We start from the raw sequence: 19,054 nt of genomic DNA on the forward strand, positions 1-19,054 counted from the left end.
GGGATCGAGGATGCGCTGCTCAAGCGGCTGCGCAAGACCTATACCCGCGTGTCGGTCGAGCGGATCGTCGCCGGGCCGGGGATCGTCGCGATCTATGAGACGCTCGCCGAGCTGGAAGGTCGGGCGTACATCCACAAGGACGACAAGGCGATCTGGACCGAGGCGCTGGAGGGCACCGACTCGATCGCGCTTGCCGCACTCGACCGCTTCTGTCTCGCGCTCGGTGCGGTGGCGGGCGATCTCGCGCTGGCGCATGGCGCGAAGGGCGTCGTGATCGCGGGCGGCTTGGGCCTGCGCATCAAGGACAAGTTGCTGCGCTCGGGCTTCGACCAGCGCTTCGTCGCCAAGGGCCGATTTCAGTCGCTGATGTCGGCAATCCCGGTCAAGCTCATCACCCATCCGCAGCCGGGCCTGTTCGGTGCCGCGGCCGCCTTCGCGCAGGAGCATCAATCGTGAGCCAGATCGAAACCGTCATGCGCACCAGCCCGGTGATCCCGGTGCTGGTCATCCACGACGCCGCGCAGGCGCGCCCGCTTGCCGAGGCGTTGGTCGCCGGCGGGCTGAAAGTGCTGGAGGTGACGCTGCGTACCCCGGCCGCGCTCGACGCGATCCGCGAGATGCGCCAGGTGCCCGGCGCGATCGTCGGTGCGGGCACGGTCGTGTCGACCGAGCAGGTCGCGCAGGTCAAGGATGCGGGCGTCGAGTTCATCGTCTCCCCCGGCCTGTCGGCGAAGACCGGCGACGCGATCCTGGAGGCGGGCATTCCGTGGCTGCCGGGTGTCGCGACCGCGGGTGACATCATGCGCGGGCTCGACATGGGGCTGGAGCATTTCAAGTTCTTCCCGGCCGAAACCAGCGGCGGGGTGAAGGCGCTCAAGGCGCTGGCTGCGCCCTTCTACCAGTGCAAATTCTGCCCGACCGGCGGGATCACCGAAGCGAGCGCGCCGGATTGGCTGGCGATCGGCCCGGTGCTGTGCGTCGGTGGTAGCTGGGTGACCGAGGGCACGCTGCCCGAGATCGAAGCCCGCGCGCGCGCAGCAGCGGGGCTCGCACGTTAATGGATCGTCTTCCCGGGCTCGACCTGGGATCTCGCTTCTTTTTCGATGGTGATGAAGAACACGCTGGGCCGTGCATTAATTCCAAGGCGTCGATATGTCAGACGGCCCGCCACGATAGATATCGTAGCGGGCCGTGACAGGCCGACTTTAGGCACGCCCAACGCTAAGCGGCACGCCTCGTCGCCGGCTTATTTCTCACCCGAGGCTTTCGTCACTGCCTTCCCGGCAGAGTTCAGGTCCTTGCCGGCACCGTGAACGGTGTTGCAGGCCGAAAGCGCCAGCAAGGCGACCGCGGCGGTGGCGAGAGCAATCTTGCGGTTCATGATCATCTCCTCCTGAAGCAAAGGTGTGCGGCGGGCCGGATACGCAGGCCCGCCGCGGGCACTCAGCGCAAGCGGCGGCGGGTGGCCGTCGTCGCACCAAAGGCGGCTGCACCTGCGCCGGCCAGCAGCGCAAGCACGAGGACGAACGAGGTGCCGGCAGCAGCACCCGCGGCGGCATCGGTCGCCGACTTGGCGGTGGCGACCGCATCGTTCTTTGTCTTCACGAAGTCAGCCTTGGCGCGCGTGACCTGCGCCTGCGCCTCTTGGCGGCTGATCTTGCGCTGTGCGGCGACGATGTCGACGATCCGGTTTTCGGCACGCTGGCCTTCAGCACCGCCGCGCGCGAGCGCCGGCAGCTGACGCGCGATCTCGGCCTGCGCCTGCTCCGCCGTCATCTGCGCCGGATCGTTCGGCGCGTCCGACAGATAAGCCGACGCCTCCTGCTTCACATCGCCGGCATCCACCCCGGCAACCTGCGCCGCCCTGGGCGCCACCGCGCCGACCGTCGCACCAGCCGCGCCTGCGACCGACCCCATTGTGCGGAACGCGCCACCGATGATCCCGCCGACCGCCGAGGTCAGCAGATAGAGCGTCAGGATCAGCGTCACGCCCCAGACGACCAGCCCGTGCGACAGGGCATCGAACTTCTCGGTGACGCCCGACAGCCGCGCGGCGGCATAGCCACCCGCGCCTAGCGCGAGGACGGTGGTGATCAGCCAGTAAATGCCGGCACCGATCCCGAAGCCCGCCGCGCCCGGCGTCGATCCCTCCACCGGATCGATCATCGACAGCCCGATGCCAGTGCCGAGAATGCCGAGCAGCAATTGCACCGCCACCGCGATCACCACACCCGCGAAGATCGCGCCCCACGATACGCGCCGTCCGACGCGCGCGATCCCGCGGTCGTCCAGCGGCATCATGCCCGCCGGGATGTTCGTTGCCATACGCACTCCTGTTACTCTTGACCTAAAATTGTGACGCTCAGCGACGATGCGCGAACAGCAGCCAGCCGAGCGCGACACCACCCAATGCGGCGACCAGCGCCAGCGTCGTGCCACGATTCTCGCGCACCGTTGCGGTCGCCACCTGTGCACCTTGGCGGGTCGCGACCGCGGCCCGGTCAGCGGCGTCGCCGATCCGCTCCCGCGCTTCCTCGATCAGGCCCGGCGTCATGTCCGCGGCGTCGCCAGCGATCGACTGCGCGCGTCCGAACAGGTTCTCGGCGCCGCCCGCGACCTGGTTCAGCACGCCGTCCGCCTGCCAGTCGCGGCGATCCGCGACGTCGCCGATCGCCTTCTCGACCTTGCCGCCGACGTAGCGCGCACCACCGTGCAGCTCGTGCTTGTTCATGATCAATCCTCCGAAAGAGTGGGACGGGATCAATGCCGCCGGACAGTGAGCCGGCACGCATCTTCGACCTATTCACCGACAAAACCTGCTTTGGATTAGTAAGTTCCATCAGCCACCACCGTGCCAACCTGTCAGGGCAATCTATTACCGCTGTAAAACCAATTGACAGTTCGATGATACCAAAGCACCGTGACCATGCAGGAGGAGCAGGGCCAACGATCGGACAAACCGGCGGGCGGTCACATGCTTAACCATCGGGGGTAGGGAAAATGGCTGTTGTTGTTCGCGAACCGGCGCGCGTGGCGCGTGCGGGGAAGACGATGCTGCTCGGCACCGCGGCGTCGGTGCTCTGGATCGCGGTGCCCGCGGTTGCGGCACAGACCGTTCCGCTCGATCCTACGGCGCAGACCACCCCGACGCCCGCGAACAGCGAACCGATCGCCGCCGCCGATGCCGCCGAGGAAGCGGGGGAGGTCGTCGTCACCGGCTTCCGCGCCTCGATCGCCACCGCGCTCGACGCCAAGCGCCGCGACACGCGCGTCAGCGACGGGATCTCCGCAGAGGATCTGGGCAAGTTCCCGAGCCAGAACATCACCGAATCGATCCAGCGCATCTCCGGCGTGCAGATGCAGAACATCAACGGCCGCGGCGCGACGATCAGCATCCGCGGTCTCGGCCCGCAATATGCGCTGACCACGATCAACGGCCAGACGTTCAAGAGCGCCGATTTCACCGACGGCTTCCGCTACGACATCATCCAGACCGAGCTGGCCAATGCGGTGCAGGTGCTGAAGTCGCCGACCCCGGACATGGACAGCGGCGGGCTGTCTGGCACGATCAACATCCAGACCGTCCAGCCGCTCGACTACAAGTCGCGCAAGATCGTGCTGTCCGCCAAGGCGCAGAACAGCGAATATGCCGGCAAGACGATCACGCCGAAGTTCGGCGCCAGCTATGTCGATCAATTCGCGGACGGCAGGCTCGGCGTATACGTCAACGTCGGCTATCAGAAGCTCGAGGACCGCGCCGACTATCTGTTTCAGGATCGCTGGGCGACGCAGACGATCGACGGCGCGGTGATCGCGGTCCCGCGCAGGCCGCGTTATCGTCGCATCGACCGCTCGATCGAACAGCTTACCGGCAGCGGCGGGGTGCAATGGCGCCCGACCGACCGGCTCGAGATCGACGCCACCGCGATCTATGCGCGCGACGACACCAGATATGACGTCAACCAGCAGGTGTTCCTGTTCAACACCGCGCGGCTGACCGCGGGCAGCATCAGCGACGGCGCGTCGAAGGTGACGACCGCCACCAACTTCACACTGGAGAACAACCGGCAGGAGGAAAGCCGCAAACTGTCGAGCCAGGGCTATACGCTGGCGATGAAGTGGAAGGACGAGGACGGGCTCGCCGTGCGCGCGGTCGGCAATTTCACGCGCGGCTACGCCTATTCGCGCGAGGACGCCGCGATCGTCGGCGTCACCATTCCTTCTGCGACGCTCGACATCACCGATCCGCGCAAACCCAAATACACCGTCGCGGCGAACCTGTCTGATCCGGCGCTCTACAATCAGGCGACGCTGGTGCGGAACGAGTTCCCGAACGGCGCGACCCGCCGCACCACCGGCAAGGAAGTCTCGACGCAGGTCGACGTCACCAAGGACGTGACGCTCGGCCCCATTTCGCAATTTGCGGCGGGCACCAAGTTTCGCCACGAAAGCTTCGTGCGCGACGTCGGCCGCCACGATCTCGGCTCGATCGCCAACCGTCCGGGGCCGACCAGCACCTTGTTCCCGGCGCTGTCGGCGAGCAGCTTCGGGGTCGGCGGTTTCCTTGACGGCAACGGCGACCTTCCCAATGCGTGGATCGCGCCCGACACCGCCGGCTATCGCCAGGCGCTCGCCAATGCCGGCATTTCCGTGCCCGACCTGCCCGCACCCGAGGGCAGCTACACCGTCGATCGCTACATCCCCGCGGTCTATGCGATGGCGTCGCTCGACAGCATGGTGTTCGGCGCGACGCTGCGCGGCAACCTCGGCGTCCGCTACGAACACACCAGACAGGTCGTGAACGGCAACATCACCCAGCCGCGCACCGGCAGCTACACCGACGTCACGCAGAAGATCGGCGAATATGTCGAGACGCAGGAATATGACAACGTCCTGCCCAGCCTGAACCTCGTGCTGGAACCGACGCGCACGCTGCAGGTGCGTTTCGCCGCCGCCAAGGTGCTGGTCCGCCCGATCCTCGATTCGCGCAGCTCGCTGGCGCAGACCACCTCGTCGACCGCCAACACCTTCCCGGTCGGCACGCGCACGCTAACGGTTGATCTCGGCCAGTCGGGGCTCAAGCCGCTGACCGCCGATCAGCTCGATCTGGGCGTCGAATGGTATTACGGCCCGGCGAGCGCGCTGTCGATCAACGGCTTCTACAAATGGGTGAAGAACGGCACCTTCTCGTCGCTGGTCTGCCCGGGCAATTTCAACGGCACCGCGCTGTCGCGCGCCAGCACCGGCGCGACCAACGGCGACTGCGTCGATGCCGCGGGCAACATCTATAACATCACCCAGACATCGAACGACCCCAGCACGATCCGCATCCGCGGCGTCGAGGTGAGCTGGAACCAGTCGTTCGACCGCTGGCTGCCGGTCGACGGCTTCGGGCTGCTCGCCAATTACACGCGCGTGATCCCGACCAAGGTGGCGATCGGCACCGGCTTCACGGTCCGCAACCTGTCGAAGAACACCGCGAACATCACGCCTTATTGGGAAAACCGGCTGTTCAGCCTGCGGCTGTCGGCCAATTACCGCAGCTCCTACGAACAGAATGGCGCCGACAGCTTCTTCGCCACCGAAGGCCATACGGTGCGCGCGCGCACGCAGTTCGACCTGTCGGCGGGCTTCACCCCGACCGACTATCTCAGCTTCGCCGCGGGCGTCATCAACCTGAACAACAGCCGCGAAGAGGCCTATTACAACAACAATCCGTCGATCTGGCAGGAGAGCAGCTTCTACGGCCGCAGCTTCTATCTGTCGGCGACGCTGCGGATGTAACCGCGCCGCGCAAGCGACAGGCGGTACGTGCCTCACCCACCCCGATCGTGCTGAGCTTGTGGAAGCACGTGAACCAGCCGGAGCGCTTGGAACACGCACTTCGACAAGCTCGGTGCGAACGGTGAGCCTTATCGTGATCCGGTGAGAGCACCGTGTACCGAGTCGCTTGTTGTGACCGAACGCAGACTCTAGGCTGCGGAAAACACGGGGGTCCTGCCATGCGTCATCTGCTTCTCGCCGCCGCCGCGCTCGGTGCGCTCGCGCAGCCTGCGTCGGCCGAGCCCGATTATGCCGCGGCGATCCGCGCCGATTACGACACGTCGCTGGCCGCGATGTGGGACGACTTCCACCGCCACCCCGAACTGTCGTTCAAGGAAGAGCGCACCGCCGCGAAGATGGCGGCGGCGCTCCGCGCGATCAAAGGTGTCCAGGTCACCGAAAAGGTCGGTGGCACGGGCGTGGTCGGCGTGCTGAAAAACGGCAGCGGGCCGGTCGTGCTGGTCCGCGCCGACATGGACGGGCTGCCGGTGGAGGAAAAGTCGGGGCTCGCCAACGCCAGCACCGTCCGGCAGGTCGGCGTGGACGGGGTCGAGGCGCCGGTGATGCACGCCTGCGGGCATGACACGCATATCGTCGGGCTGGTCGCGACCGCGCGCCGCCTCGCCGCGATGAAAGACCGCTGGGCCGGCACGGTCGTCTTCGTCGTCCAGCCCGCCGAGGAACGCGTCGGCGGCGCGGCGGCGATGGTGAAGGACGGCCTCTACACGCGCTTCCCCAAGCCCGATTACGCCTTGGCCTATCACTCGAATTCCGAAGGGTTGGCGGGCACCGTCTCGGCGTCGGAGGACATTCAATACAGCTCGTCGGACAGCGTCGACATCATCGTCCCCGGCATCGGCGCGCACGGCGCGAGCCCGCAAGCGGGCAAGGACCCGGTCTATATGGCCAGCCAGCTTGTCATCGCGCTGCAGGGACTGGTCAGCCGCGAGCGCCAGCCGCTGCGCCCCGCGGTCATCACCGTCGGCAGCTTCCACGCCGGGCTGAAGCACAACATCATCTCCGACCAGGCGAAACTGCAGGTAACGGTGCGCGCCAACGATGAGGCGACCCGTGCGCAATTGCTCGCCGGCATCCGGCGCGTCGCGCGCGGCATCGGCGAGCTGAACGGAATGCCCGCGGACAAGATGCCGGTCGTCACGGTGATCGAGGGCACGCCGACGACGATCAACGACGCCGCCCTCGCGCGCCGGCTCAATGCGGTGATGGCGACCACGCTTGGCGCGGACAAGGTGATCCCGTTCCAGCAAAAGGGGATGGGCGCGGAGGATTTCGCCGCTTTCGTCGAGCCCAAATACGGCATCAAGGGCTATTATTTCGCGGTCGGCGGCACGCAACAGGCCGCGTTCGACGCCGCCGCCAAGGGCGGACCGCCGATCCGTCACACCACTCGCCGTTGTTCAAGGTCGACCCGCAGGCGGTTGTGACGACGGGCGCGACCGCAATGACGGCGGCGGTGCTCGATCTGCTCAAGCCGGGCGGCGCGGTATAGCACTCCGTCATGCCGGACTTGATCCGGGATCCCGCTTCTTCTGCTCCGGCCGATCAGGAAAAAGCGGAACCCCGGATCAAGTCCGGGGTGACGATCATTTCGAAAGGATCGGCGGCGAGTAATCCGTGGCGGTCATGAACACGCTGTCGACCTTCGTCACCAGCTTGCCCGCCGCCTCGGAAGCCGCGACGACCTTCTGCCACTCCGGGTCCTTCCCGAACGCCGCCCAGTCCGCATCGCGCGCCGCGCGGCTGGGATAGGCGAGCACGTAGACCACCCGCCCTTCGGGCGCAGCGTCGGTCGGAATCTCGTTCCAGTACGCGACGTTGGTCATGCCGTGCTTGGCGAACAGCCCCAGCGTATGCTCGCGAAAGCGCGCGTTGAGCGCTGCGGCCTTGCCGGGCGCCGGATAATAGGTGCGCAATTCATAAACCGCGGTCTTGGGGTCGAGCTTCACCGGTTCGGCCTGCGCCACCCCGCCCGCCAGCACCGCCGCCACGCCTGCCCACAAAATCCGTCGCATCCAGCCCCTCCTTCTCTTTTCGGACAACATATCGCCGCTAAACCGTCGGCGGTACAAGCCCCAGCCCTTTCCCTGGCATAAAGAAAGGCTTGACCTCGATCGAGCTGGGGAACGGAAAGTTCGTGGGATGCCGCACGCCCGTCGCCCGCCCGATCGGCTGACGCGCGGCGTACGAGCCGCTACACCGGCGGGCATGACCGAGACACACATCCTCATGCCCGCCCCGATGCCCGCCGCGGTGATCGCCGCGCTGGACGCGCGCTTCACGCTGCACCGGTTATGGGAGCAGCCCGACCCCGATGCCTATCTGGCCGAACATGCGCCGGCGATCCGCGGACTGGCCGCCAATACACTCGCTGGCCGTGTCGACGATGCACTGTTTGATCGACTGCCCGCGCTGGAGATCGTCGCCAATTTCGGCGTCGGCTACGACAATATTGACGCACAGGCAGCGGCTGCGCGCGGCATTATGGTCACCAACACCTCCGGCGTCCTCGATGCCGAGGTCGCCGATCTCGCGCTCGGACTGTTGCTGGCGACGGTCCGCCGCTTGCCGCAGGCCGATCGCTATGTGCGCGAGGGGCGCTGGGAGCAGGGCTCCTTCCCGCTTTCGCCGACATTGCGCGGGCGGACGGTCGGCATCCTAGGGCTCGGCGCGATCGGGCAACAGATCGCGCGGCGGCTGGAGGGCTTCGACGTCGCGATCGCCTATCACCAGCGCACGCGGCGCGACGATAGGGGCTACACCTATCACGACACGCCGGTCGCGCTCGCGGCGGCGTGCGACGTGCTGATCGCGATCGTGCCGGGCGGCGCGGCGACCCGCCATCTGGTGAACGCCGCCGTGCTGGAGGCGCTGGGCAAGGACGGCATCTTCATCAACGTCGCGCGCGGCAGCGTCGCGGACGAGGCGGCGCTGATCGCCGCGCTGCGCGAGGGCACGATCCTCGCCGCCGGGCTCGACGTCTATGCCGACGAGCCGCACGTCCCCGCCGAATTGCGCGCGATGGACAATGTCGTGCTGCTGCCGCACCTCGGCTCGGCCTCCGAGCAGACCCGCGCGGCGATGGGGCAGCTGGTGGTCGACAACCTGGTCAGCTGGTTCGACACCGGCAAGGCGCTGACCGCGGTGCCCGAAACCGCCTGACGCGCGGAAAGGGAGCAACGCACGTGGCGCTGCTCCCCGATCCGATTACGCGCGCGGTGCGACGGGCGCAGGCGGAACCTGCCCGTTCGCCGGAGGCGGCGGCGGTGCGCCGGCGCCGGGCAGCGGGGGCGGCGGGGCACCGGCACCCTGAACAGGCGGCGGCGGCGGTGCGCCAGCCCCCGGCGGCGGCGGAGGCGGTGCTCCAGCCCCCGGAGGCGGCGGAGCACCGGCCCCCGGTGCGGGCGGCGCAGGCGGCGGCGGGGGAGCGCCGACCTCACGCACCCCGCCCTGATCGGCAAGGAAGCGCGCACGCAATTGCCCGTCGTCGAACCGGCCCTGCACCAGCACCGGCGCGCCCTTGGTCAGCGTGCCCGCGCCGCGTCCGGCATCGACCAGTGTACGCCCGCTGGCGTCCTCGACCAGAAAGCGCGTGCCGTACACACCCGCGACACGCCCGCGCACCGTCACGATGCCGCTGGTGGCGGGCAGTTTGGCGATCGCGGTCGGCACGGTCGGCGCCATCTCGACGCTGGGACGCGTCAGCTGCACCGCGCCCGCGCCGCCAGCGGCTCCCATCGCCAGCAAGGCGGCGCCGCCGAGCGCGACACGCTGGCCGCGCGACAGATGCGGGATCATCGAAACTTTCATCACTCACTCCTCTTCGGGTTGATGAGCGATGTTTAGGCGCGCACCCCGCCACCCGCGCTGAACCGGATCGTTCAGTTTCGGTTTAGGCGATCGGCATAGGGCGGCTGCCGGAAGGAAGGGGCAAGATGCGTATCCTGCTGGTCGAGGACGACCGCGATCTCGGGCCGGCGATCGCGCGCGCGCTGCGCGAGGAAAATTTCGCGGTCGATGTCGCCGCCAACGGCATCGACGCCGTGCATCTCGGCGAAACCGAGCGGTTCGACGCGGCGGTTCTCGACCTCGGCCTGCCCGGGCGCGACGGCATATCGGTGCTCAAGGCGTGGCGCGACGCGAACCGCGATCTCCCGGTGTTGATCCTCACCGCGCGCGACGGCTGGTCGGACAAGGTCGCCGGGTTCAAGGCCGGCGCGGACGACTTCCTCGTCAAGCCGTTCCGCGTCGAGGAACTGGTGATGCGGCTCCGCGCGCTGATGCGCCGCGCCGCGGGCCACGCGCAGGCGCTGGTTGCGTGCGGCCCGTTGTCGTTCGACTCGCAGACCGGCGTGTTCGAACGCGACGGCCTGCCGCTCAAGCTGACCGCCTTCGAATGGCGCGTGTTGTCGCAACTGATGCTCCACCGCAACGCCGTGATCGAGCGGCTGGACCTGCTCGAGCGCGTCTACGAGGGCGACGCCGATGTCGATTCGAACAGCCTCGAGGTGATCGTCGGACGGCTGCGCAAGAAGATCGGCGCGACGCTGATCGAGACGGTGCGCGGGCGCGGCTATCGGCTGGTGTGCCCGGCATGACCTGGCGATTCCCGCGATCGCTGCAGGCGCGGATGCTGCTGGTTTCGGCGGTCGCGACCATACTTGCGCTGGTGCTGGCTGGCGCGGTGATGGCCGGGCTGCTCGGGCGGTTCGTGACCGAGGGGCTCGACCGCCGGCTCGACGCGCAATTGCTGGTGCTCGCCTCGGTCGTCGACGGCGAGGGGCGGGTCGACCGGGTGCGATTGACGCAGCGGGTGGCGGCGTTTGGCGCCGATCCCGGCTGGCAATGGCAGATCACGGGGCCGGACGGTGCGATCGGTGCGACCGACATACCGACGCCACCCGCAGGGCCGCCCGCTTCGCCCACACCTCCTGCTCCGCCCGCCCCGCCCGGGCCGCACCCGGTCGAGGCGAAAGCGGCGGACGGCGGCGCGCTCCACGCGCGGACGATCACGCTCACCACGCGCCGCGGCGACGTGACGCTGACCGCCGCCGCGCCGCGCGATGTCATCGCGCGACCGATCGAGGGCGCGCTCGCGCCGTTGCTGATGGCGCTCGCGGGCGTCGCGGCGTTGCTGACCGGTGCGTTGCTCGTCCAGCTTCGCGTCGCGCTGCGCCCGCTTCGCCGGCTGCGCGAACAGGTCGCGGCCATCCGTGCCGGCACATGCGAGCGGGTCGATGCCGACCAGCCTGCCGAACTCGCGCCGCTGGCGAGCGAACTGAACGCGCTGACCGCGGACAATCGCGCGGCGCTCGCGACCGCGCGCGCGTCGGCCGCCAATCTCGCCCATGCGCTCAAGACCCCGGTCGCCGCGCTGGCGATCGAGCTGCGCGACCAGCCCCGCCTTGCCGCGACCGTCGCGCGGATCGACCGCACCATCCGTCACCATCTCGCCCGTGCGCGCGCCGCCGCGGTCAACCGCCGCGTCGCCACCCGGCTCGCGCCCGCGGTCGCGGACATCGCTGCGGTCGTCGAGCGGCTTCACGACGGCCCCCCGCTGACGGTCGCGCGCGAGATTGCGGACGACATCGCCGTCGCGGTCGATACGCAGGACCTCGACGAACTGCTCGGCAACCTGCTCGACAATGCCGCGCGCCACGCCGCGTCGCGGATCGCTGTCGCCGCGCGCCGCGACGGGCGCAGTGTCGCGGTGACGATCGTCGACGACGGCCCCGGCATCCCCGCCGCCGCGCGCGCGCAGGTGCTGCAACCCGGCACCCGGCTCGACGAGCGCGGCGACGGCCACGGCTTCGGGCTGCCGATCGTCGCGGAGCTGGCGGCGCTGTACGGGGGCGGGGTGACGCTGACGGAGAACGTGCCGCACGGCCTGCTGGTCACGCTGACGCTGCCGGCCGCCTGATCCGTCATCCCGGTTCACGCCCCCGGGCGACGAAGAACGGCACGAGCCGCTCACCAATCCGCGATCGCCTCCCCCGCGCGGATCGGCTGCCCCTCGCGCAACCCGTCGCGCAGACGCGCCGCGCCTGGCAGGAACATCACGATCGTCGAGCCATGCTCGAACCACCCCATTTCGGTACCCTTCGTCACGGCCAAATCGCACGCGCGCCGCCCCGGCCCGTGCTCGCGCAACGTCCGTTCGGTATCGAGGAACGTCAGCCGGATGCTCGCCACCAGAATCGCCGCGACCGGCACCAGTAGCAGTTCGCGCCCGCCCGCCGCGCGCGCCTCGATCACCGCGCGCTCGTTGCGGCAGAACAGCCGCTCGACGCGGCGCAGCGCGATCGGGTTGACGTTCCAGCAATCACCCGACTGATAGGTCACCGCCTCGACCGTCAGATCGGCGGGCGCATGGAAGCGATGGTACATCCCCGCGGTCAGCCGCAGCGTCACGAACCAGCCGTCCGCGAACCGCGCCGCCAGCGCCGCATCCGGCACCAGCTCGTCCAGCCGATAGGGAAAGCCCTTCACCTGATACAGCTGCCCGTTCTCGACGCGCCCATGCGCGCCGACGATCGCATCGCACGGGCTCGCCACTACGCCCTCGCCCTCCGCAAACACCCGCGCGCCCGCACGCAGCCGCCGGATGAACCCGTCGCGCAGGCTCGCAAAGCGCGTCGTCTCGGCATCGCGCAAATCGACGTCACAGAAGAACCGCCACGCCGCCAGCGCGGGCTTGGCGACCAGCGGATGCTCGATCGCCGCGAGCCGCCCGACCATTTTCGTCGCCCAGCGCCGCGGTAGCCGGTTGGTCAGCAGGAAATTCAGGTCCTCCTGCATCAGCACGCGCATCAGTCCGGTTCGCATTGTCACACCTGCGTCATCGCGGCGCGCGTAGTGGCGCCATGCAGAAAAAGACCCTTGCCGCCGTTGCCGGGCTCGTCGCCGGCACCTTGTTCGCCGCGACCAAAGGTCGCGAACGGCTCGCGCTCTCGCGTGCCAAACACCCCGGCCCCGGCGGGCACGTTCGCATGGCCAAGCGCTTCGCCAGCCAGATTCCTTATTACGCGCATGTCGACGACCGCTTCTTCCGCGCCGACGCCTGCGATGCGGATGTCGCCGCGCGCCGCCGCGCCGGGTTCGAGCGACTCGCCGCGCTCTATGCCGAACGCTTCCCGAAGACGCTGGCGCTGACCGCCGAGACGCGGGAGGGTCTGTCCGACCTGCAATTCACCGGCCGCTACCGCGTACCCTTCCCGTTCGCGGCGACGGTGCGCGAACACCTGCCGGTCGGCGCGTTCATGGTGCGCGCCGACGGCGCGTGGCTGACCGATCTCGACGGCAACCGCTTCATCGACCTGGCCGGCAGCTACGGCGTCAACCTGTTCGGCAACGACTTCTACAAGGAGACGATGCGGGAGGCGCTCGACACTGCCGGGCCGCTCGGCGCGGTGCTGGGCAGCTACCACCCGGTCGTCGCCGACAACGTCCGCCGGTTGCGAGAGTTGTCGGGACTCGACGAGGTGTCGTTCCACATGTCGGGCACCGAGGCGGTGATGCAGGCGGTGCGGCTGGCGCGCTATCACACCGGCAAGCGTCGGCTGGTGCGGTTCGCGGGTGCCTACCACGGCTGGTGGGGTGAGGTGCAGCCCGGCATCGGCAACCCCGTCCCCGCCGACCATACGCTGACGCTCGCCGACCAGTCCGAACAGACGCTGGCGGTGCTCGCCCGGCGCAAGGACATCGCCTGCGTGCTGGTCAATCCGTTGCAGGCGCTCCACCCGAATGCCGGCGCACCATCCGATAGCCAGCTGGTCGACAGCGGACGCGCGGCCGGCGCGAACCTGCCCGCATACGTCGCGTGGCTGCGTCGGTTGGCCGAAACATGCCGCGCCAATGGCATCGTGCTGATCGTCGACGAGGTGTTCATGGGCCTGCGCCTCGCGCGCGGCAGCGTCGCGCGCGCGTGGGGGATCGACCCGGACATGATCGTCTGGGGCAAGTCGCTGGGCGGCGGGCTGCCGATCGGCGCGCTGACCGGGCGCGCGGCGCTGATGAAGCGCTGGCGCGACGATCGCCCGGTCGACATCTGCTTCGCGCGCGGGACGTTCAACGCGCATCCTTATGTGATGGCCGCGACCGACGCCTTCCTGCGCCGGCTCGAGACGCCCGAGGTCGCCGCGCTGTACGACGGCATGACCGAACGCTGGAACGCGCGCGCCGCGCGGCTGAACACGTTGCTCGCGGAGGCGAAAGTGCCGCTGTCGGTCGCGCATCTCGAAACGGTGTGGACCATCCTCTACACCCGCCCGTCGCGCTATAATTGGATGCTGCAATATTACCTCCGCGCCGAGGGGCTGGCGCTGTCATGGGTCGGCACGGGGCGGCTGATCTTCAGTCTCGATATCGACGACGCGTTGTTCGAGCAGATCGCCGCGCGGTTCGTCGCCGCGAGCCGCGCCATGCTGGCCGATGGCTGGTGGGACGGCCCGGTGGCGACCAACAAACAGTTGAAGCGACAGGCGTTGAAGGAGTCGCTGGCGGCGCGCCTCCAGGGCGGATGACGGGTTGGGGGTGAGGAGGCGGAGCGGCGGGTGAAGGAACAACCGCCCGCTCGCCACCCCCACTCCGTCATTTCCGCGCAGACGGGTATCCAGAACCCATGTCATCACTGCACGATCGGGACGGTGGCAAACACCGTCCCGATCCTCACCAGCGACCGCGCGTCTGAATCCTCGCCGCCACTGGCATGACGGAGTGGACGCGAGACGGAAACTCCGCCCCGCCCCGCCGCCTTCACGCCGCCGCGTGGGTGTCGTCGGTACGCCCGTGCTTGATCAGCCGTGCCGGTGCGGTGCGGTACAGGCGGAAGTCGCTGAACGGGTCGGTGACGATCTTGGTCGCCCAGACGATCCCCGTTTCCAGATCGCGCTCGACCCACAATTGCCCGACCCGGAACAGGATCGCCGCGATCCCGAAGAATAGCCACCCGAAGCCGACGTGCCGCAGGAAGTCCATCGCGCCATCGGGCCGCTCCAGCAGACCGAACAACGTCGGCGACAGCGCCAGCGCCACCGGGATCGCCAGCCACAGCCCCATCAGCACGTACTTGCGCATCAGATTGTAACCGACCTTCACCTCTTCCTTATATTCGTGGCTCACGCCATTTTCTTCGTCATAGTCCTTCGGCTCGAAGAAGAAATGACCGGCCTGCCGGCTAGTCATCGCGACGCCCCACGCCAAGAGGCTCGCCAGCGCGGCATCGACGAACAGCAACGCATAGGCGGTGATGAACGTGCAGGCGCTGACGAAATGCAGGCTCTGGTTGATCAGATCGTGGTGATAATAACGATGATCGTCCCAGCGCTGCTCCTTCAATTGCGCACGGAACCCAGGATTGCCCTGCTCATCCTCGAAACGGAGCTTGCGAAGCGACGGCATCATGCCTTCTCCTTGGCGATGCGGACCAGCGAGAAATGTCCGAGCGGCGGGATCGCACGCCGCTCGGTCAGCGACACGTCGCTGCGCGTCGCGATCCAGTCCGTATAGAGCGCGAACGGGAAGTCGGTCCGAAAGCCGAGCCGCTCGGTGATCGGCATCAGCGCGCGCTCGATCCCGCCGCGCATGCCCTGCTCGGCGCCGACGCGGGTGGTGATGATGATCTCGCCGCCCGGCCGACAGACGCGCGCAAATTCATCCAGCGCACGCCGCGGGTTGGCAACCGCGCTCACCACATATTGCGCAACGACGACGTCGAACGACTCGTCCGCGAAATCCAGCGCCTCGGCATCGCCGACGCGGATCGCGTCGACGTTCGGCAGGTTCAGCCGCCGCGTGCGGGCGCGAGCCTTGTCGAGCATGTCCTCGGAGATGTCGACGCCGGTCACCCGGCTCGTCCGCGCATATTGCGGCAGCGAGATGCCGGTGCCGACCCCCACTTCCAGGATCCGGCCACCGATCTGGTCTGCGGCGCGGATCGCCGCCGCGCGTCCCTGTCGAAATACCGGGCCGAACACCAGATCGTACACCGGCGCCCACCGATCATAGGCCAGCGCCACGCCGGCCGTCGTCATCGTCGCTGTCATTCCCGCCGCTTACCTTCGCTGAGGAGCCCCGATGGGGCTTGGGACGGCGACCCTTGTGCGACGGAGAGGTGTCAGCGTGACGACGATTGCGTGACGGTCGCCGTCATCGAAGCGACACGGGAGTGACACATGCCGCGGCCGCTCCTTTATCTTCCACTTTGATCTGGATCACGGACACAAGCCGATCGGCCCCTCGTTGGCGGCGCGGGACTTTTCTCCCTTCAAAGGAAATCGCCGATGGCCGTCAAATTCGCCGGAACCCTGAACGCGATCAATCGCGGGCTCGACGAAACCAAGCCCGCCAAGGGCGTCGACATGATCGAGGATTGGGAGGCTGCGCTCGCCGACGTCGATACGCCGGGCGCCAAGGGCATCCTGCGTGATCTCGGATCGCTGCGGAAGCAACTGGAGAAGGACGAGCCCGACGCCGACCGCGTCCACGCGCTGCTCCACCGGCTCGGCGCCGCTACGACCAAGATCGCCGACAAGGCCGAAAAGTCGCAGGACAAGCTCAAGTCGCTTGGCGAGGCGCTGACCGAAGCGGGCGAAGAGGAACACGACGAGGAGGAAGACACCGCCGCGGCCGCCGCCCCGAAGCGCGCGCGCAAGAAGAAGTGATCTGGGTGGGGGGCGAGCGACGACGCTCGCCCCACCGTCACTTCCGACCGATCACCCCGCGACGCCCAGCGCCTCGGCCACCACCTTGTTGACGATCTTGCCGCCGCGCACGTTGACGCCCGCCATCAACCCGGCCTCCGCCTCGGCCGCGGCATAGCCACGATCCGCCAGCGCCAGCCCGTAGGGCAGCGTCGCATTGTTGAGCGCGTGGCTCGACGTCAGCGGTACCGCACCCGGCATGTTCGCGACGCAATAATGGATTACGCCGTCAACCTCATAGGTCGGCTCGGCATGAGTGGTGGCGTGGCTGGTCTCGAAACACCCGCCCTGATCGATCGCGACATCGACCAGCACCGCGCGCGGCTTCATCAGCTTCAGCATCGGGCGCGTCACCAGCTTCGGCGCCGAGGCACCGGGGATCAGCGCCGCGCCGATCACCGCATCGGCCTCGGAGATTTCGTGCTCGATCGATTCCAGCGTCGAGACGCGCGTGCGCACCCGGCCCTGAAACAGTTCGTCCAGCTCGCGCAGCCGCGGGATCGAGCGGTCGATGATCGTCACCTCCGCGCCGAGCCCGACCGCCATCCGTGCCGCATGGGTGCCGACGACACCGCCGCCGAGCACCACGATCCGCGCCGGCTGCACGCCGGGCACGCCGCCGATCAGCACGCCGCGACCGCCGTTGACCGCCTTCAGCGCAGTCCCCGCCGCCTCGATCGACAGCCGTCCGGCGACCTCGCTCATCGGCGCGAGCAGCGGCAGGTGCCCGCGCCCGTCGACCACCGTCTCATAGGCGACCGCTGTGACGCCCGACGCTTGCAGCCCCTTGGCCTGCTCGGGATCCGGGGCGAGGTGAAGGTAGGTGAACAGGATCTGGTCCTCGCGGAGCTGCACCCACTCGCCGGGCTGCGGCTCCTTGACCTTCACCACCATCTGCGCGGTCGCGAACACTTCCTCGGCGGTGTCGACGATCCCGGCACCCGCAGCGCGATAGGCGTCGTCATCGGCAGCGATCCCGGCACCCGCGCCGGTCTGGACGATCACCTCATGGCCATGCGCGACATATTCGCGCACCGCGCCGGGGGTGAGCCCGACACGATATTCGTGATTCTTGATTTCCTTGGGCACGCCGATGCGCATGGGTCCGTCTCCTGTCATTTCGCGCATCATAGCGCGGTATCGGCGTTGAAACCGGGCAAAATAGGCGTGCACCCGATGACTTTGCGCCGAAATCCTGCATGATCAGCCACGATGATGCCGAAAGACCCCGTTCTCGACCGAATCGACCGCCGCCTGATCGCGCTGCTGCTCGACAATGCCCGCGCGACCGCCTTCACGCTCGCGGAAGCAATCGGCCGCTCCGCCACCGCGGTCGCGCGGCGGCAGCGCGCGCTGGAGGAGGCTGGGATCATCACCGGCTATGCCGCCCGGCTCGATCTGGCACGGCTGGGTTGCCAGACGACGGTGCACATCAAGGTCACGCTGGAGAGCCAGCGGATCGACGTGCTCGACGCTTTCGAAACCGCGATCGCGGCAAGCCCGTCGGTGGTCCGCTGCGACCTGATGTCGGGCAGCTACGATTATCTCGTCACCGTAAGGGCTCGGGATCTGGCGCACTTTGCGCAGATCCACCGTGACGAGCTGTCGCGCCTGCCCGGCGTCACGCAGATGGAAAGCGGCTTCGTGCTGAAAGAGGTGGTCGCACCGCGCCTGCCGCCGGCGCTGCTTGATTAAACAAGTTTCAGTGATCGGAATTCTTCGACGAAAACAGCAAACATCTGAAACAAAGAGAAGTTCCATTTAAACTCGGACGATATTTCTTCTCTCAGCCTTGTTGCTTGGGGCGGTCGTTAACTCCGCCTTCAACAAATAGCGGCAGGTCTCCGCGGACTAATCTCTGTTGATAGAGATACTCGGGACAGGGTGCGGAGAATCTAGAATGTTCAAGTGGTTTCAAGCGGATGCGCCGATTCGCGTGAAGTTCGCCGTGCTGGCTGCGGTATATGGCAGCCTGTCCGCACTATCGCTCGGCACCACCATCGGTGCGGCGTGGGGTATGGTGCCGGCGTCGCTCGCGATCGGCCTGGCCGCGGGTGCTTTGCTCGCCGTGCTCGTCGTGGCGTTGCTGTCGCGCAAGCTGATCTGCGATCCCTACGTCAGCACCGTGGTGCGCATGGAGCGCCTCGCCGCCAACGATCTCGACGCACCGATCCTCTTCACCGACTATCGCGATTGCGTCGGCCGGATGGCGCGCGCGATGCATGTGTTCCAGCGCAACGGCAGGGCGTTGGCCAGCGCGGCAGCCACGCAGCAGGCGGTCGTCGACGCGCTCGGCGGCGGGCTCGGCCGCTTGGCCGAGAACGACCTGACGTGCAAGATCGACGAGCCGTTCGCGCCCGAGTACGACGCGCTGCGCATCAACTTCAATCGGGCGATGGCGGCGGTATCGAACACGATTGCCGCGGTCGCTTCGGCCAGCAACGGCATCAATAGCGGTGCGGCCGACATCCGCCAGGCGTCCGACGATCTGTCGCAGCGCACCGAGCAGCAGG

At 67.9% G+C, this 19,054-nt stretch carries 20 protein-coding genes; 11 read left to right on the forward strand and 9 right to left on the reverse strand.

What is annotated here, in order from left to right; translation table 11 throughout:
* On the forward strand, positions 1-456 hold a 456-nt coding region (locus AADI75_RS13590), incomplete at its 5' end, for a glucokinase (protein WP_341209552.1).
* Positions 453-1,058, forward strand: a complete 606-nt coding sequence (gene eda, locus AADI75_RS13595) for a bifunctional 4-hydroxy-2-oxoglutarate aldolase/2-dehydro-3-deoxy-phosphogluconate aldolase (RefSeq protein ID WP_341209553.1) — start codon at positions 453-455, stop codon at positions 1,056-1,058. The genes AADI75_RS13590 and eda, both read left to right, overlap by 4 nt.
* A 188-nt stretch (positions 1,059-1,246) precedes the next feature.
* On the opposite strand, the gene AADI75_RS13600 is transcribed toward eda, so the two are convergent.
* The 3 genes from AADI75_RS13600 to AADI75_RS13610 all read right to left on the reverse strand — a co-directional run bounded on the left by AADI75_RS13600 (position 1,247) and on the right by AADI75_RS13610 (position 2,731).
* Positions 1,247-1,381 (reverse strand): entericidin A/B family lipoprotein, encoded by a 135-nt coding sequence (locus AADI75_RS13600; protein ID WP_341209554.1) that lies wholly within the window; start codon positions 1,379-1,381, stop codon positions 1,247-1,249.
* A 62-nt stretch (positions 1,382-1,443) separates the two neighbouring features.
* The gene (locus AADI75_RS13605) at positions 1,444-2,325 is read right to left on the reverse strand and encodes a hypothetical protein (RefSeq protein ID WP_341209555.1); all 882 of its coding nucleotides are present in this window, start codon (positions 2,323-2,325) and stop codon (positions 1,444-1,446) included.
* 37 nt (positions 2,326-2,362) lie between these two features.
* Positions 2,363-2,731, reverse strand: a complete 369-nt coding sequence (locus tag AADI75_RS13610; RefSeq protein WP_341209556.1) for a CsbD family protein — start codon at positions 2,729-2,731, stop codon at positions 2,363-2,365.
* A gap of 269 nt (positions 2,732-3,000) precedes the next feature.
* Between AADI75_RS13610 and AADI75_RS13615 the strand changes: the two genes are divergently transcribed.
* Together AADI75_RS13615 and AADI75_RS13620 are read left to right on the forward strand one after the other, a co-directional pair.
* On the forward strand, positions 3,001-5,784 hold the full coding sequence (locus tag AADI75_RS13615; protein ID WP_341209557.1) for a TonB-dependent receptor: 2,784 nt from the start codon (positions 3,001-3,003) through the stop codon (positions 5,782-5,784).
* A gap of 218 nt (positions 5,785-6,002) precedes the next feature.
* On the forward strand, positions 6,003-7,268 hold the full coding sequence (locus AADI75_RS13620; protein ID WP_341209558.1) for an amidohydrolase: 1,266 nt from the start codon (positions 6,003-6,005) through the stop codon (positions 7,266-7,268).
* A 159-nt stretch (positions 7,269-7,427) separates the two neighbouring features.
* On the opposite strand, the gene AADI75_RS13625 is transcribed toward AADI75_RS13620, so the two are convergent.
* Positions 7,428-7,856, reverse strand: a complete 429-nt coding sequence (locus tag AADI75_RS13625; protein WP_341209559.1) for an NIPSNAP family protein — start codon at positions 7,854-7,856, stop codon at positions 7,428-7,430.
* A 193-nt stretch (positions 7,857-8,049) separates the two neighbouring features.
* Here AADI75_RS13625 and AADI75_RS13630 point away from each other — a divergent pair, with 193 nt between their 5' ends.
* Entirely contained in the window at positions 8,050-9,003 is a 954-nt protein-coding gene (locus AADI75_RS13630; protein WP_341209560.1) for a 2-hydroxyacid dehydrogenase, read from the forward strand.
* 45 nt (positions 9,004-9,048) lie between these two features.
* On the opposite strand, the gene AADI75_RS13635 is transcribed toward AADI75_RS13630, so the two are convergent.
* Positions 9,049-9,651, reverse strand: a complete 603-nt coding sequence (locus tag AADI75_RS13635; protein WP_341209561.1) for a hypothetical protein — start codon at positions 9,649-9,651, stop codon at positions 9,049-9,051.
* A gap of 125 nt (positions 9,652-9,776) precedes the next feature.
* Here AADI75_RS13635 and AADI75_RS13640 point away from each other — a divergent pair, with 125 nt between their 5' ends.
* Together AADI75_RS13640 and AADI75_RS13645 are read left to right on the forward strand one after the other, a co-directional pair.
* Positions 9,777-10,439: a response regulator transcription factor gene (locus AADI75_RS13640; RefSeq protein ID WP_341209562.1), complete on the forward strand. Its 663-nt coding sequence runs from the start codon at positions 9,777-9,779 to the stop codon at positions 10,437-10,439.
* On the forward strand, positions 10,436-11,761 hold the full coding sequence (locus tag AADI75_RS13645; protein WP_341209563.1) for a HAMP domain-containing sensor histidine kinase: 1,326 nt from the start codon (positions 10,436-10,438) through the stop codon (positions 11,759-11,761). Before AADI75_RS13640 ends, AADI75_RS13645 begins: the two co-directional genes overlap by 4 nt.
* 50 nt (positions 11,762-11,811) lie before the next feature.
* On the opposite strand, the gene asd is transcribed toward AADI75_RS13645, so the two are convergent.
* Positions 11,812-12,666 carry an archaetidylserine decarboxylase gene (gene asd / locus AADI75_RS13650; protein WP_341209564.1) on the reverse strand — a complete coding sequence of 285 codons (855 nt, stop codon included), beginning with the start codon at positions 12,664-12,666 and terminating at the stop codon, positions 11,812-11,814.
* 38 nt (positions 12,667-12,704) lie between these two features.
* On the opposite strand from asd, the gene AADI75_RS13655 reads away from it, so the two are divergent.
* The gene (locus AADI75_RS13655; protein WP_341209565.1) at positions 12,705-14,363 is read left to right on the forward strand and encodes an aminotransferase class III-fold pyridoxal phosphate-dependent enzyme; all 1,659 of its coding nucleotides are present in this window, start codon (positions 12,705-12,707) and stop codon (positions 14,361-14,363) included.
* A 232-nt stretch (positions 14,364-14,595) separates the two neighbouring features.
* Here AADI75_RS13655 and AADI75_RS13660 read toward each other — a convergent pair whose 3' ends face one another.
* Positions 14,596-15,243, reverse strand: a complete 648-nt coding sequence (locus tag AADI75_RS13660) for a hypothetical protein (protein WP_341209566.1) — start codon at positions 15,241-15,243, stop codon at positions 14,596-14,598.
* Positions 15,240-15,872 carry a methyltransferase domain-containing protein gene (locus tag AADI75_RS13665; protein WP_341209567.1) on the reverse strand — a complete coding sequence of 211 codons (633 nt, stop codon included), beginning with the start codon at positions 15,870-15,872 and terminating at the stop codon, positions 15,240-15,242. The genes AADI75_RS13660 and AADI75_RS13665 overlap by 4 nt, the downstream gene beginning before the upstream one ends.
* A 249-nt stretch (positions 15,873-16,121) precedes the next feature.
* Here AADI75_RS13665 and AADI75_RS13670 point away from each other — a divergent pair, with 249 nt between their 5' ends.
* Entirely contained in the window at positions 16,122-16,502 is a 381-nt protein-coding gene (locus tag AADI75_RS13670) for a hypothetical protein (protein WP_341209568.1), read from the forward strand.
* Between the two features lie 51 nt (positions 16,503-16,553).
* On the opposite strand, the gene ald is transcribed toward AADI75_RS13670, so the two are convergent.
* Entirely contained in the window at positions 16,554-17,642 is a 1,089-nt protein-coding gene (gene ald / locus AADI75_RS13675; protein WP_341209569.1) for an alanine dehydrogenase, read from the reverse strand.
* A gap of 111 nt (positions 17,643-17,753) precedes the next feature.
* On the opposite strand from ald, the gene AADI75_RS13680 reads away from it, so the two are divergent.
* Positions 17,754-18,236: an Lrp/AsnC family transcriptional regulator gene (locus AADI75_RS13680; protein ID WP_341209570.1), complete on the forward strand. Its 483-nt coding sequence runs from the start codon at positions 17,754-17,756 to the stop codon at positions 18,234-18,236.
* A gap of 205 nt (positions 18,237-18,441) precedes the next feature.
* On the forward strand, positions 18,442-19,054 hold a 613-nt coding region (locus AADI75_RS13685), incomplete at its 3' end, for a methyl-accepting chemotaxis protein (protein WP_341209571.1).

The sequence above is a fragment of the uncultured Sphingomonas sp. genome (genome assembly GCF_964021865.1).
Classification (GTDB): Bacteria; Pseudomonadota; Alphaproteobacteria; order Sphingomonadales; family Sphingomonadaceae; genus Sphingomonas.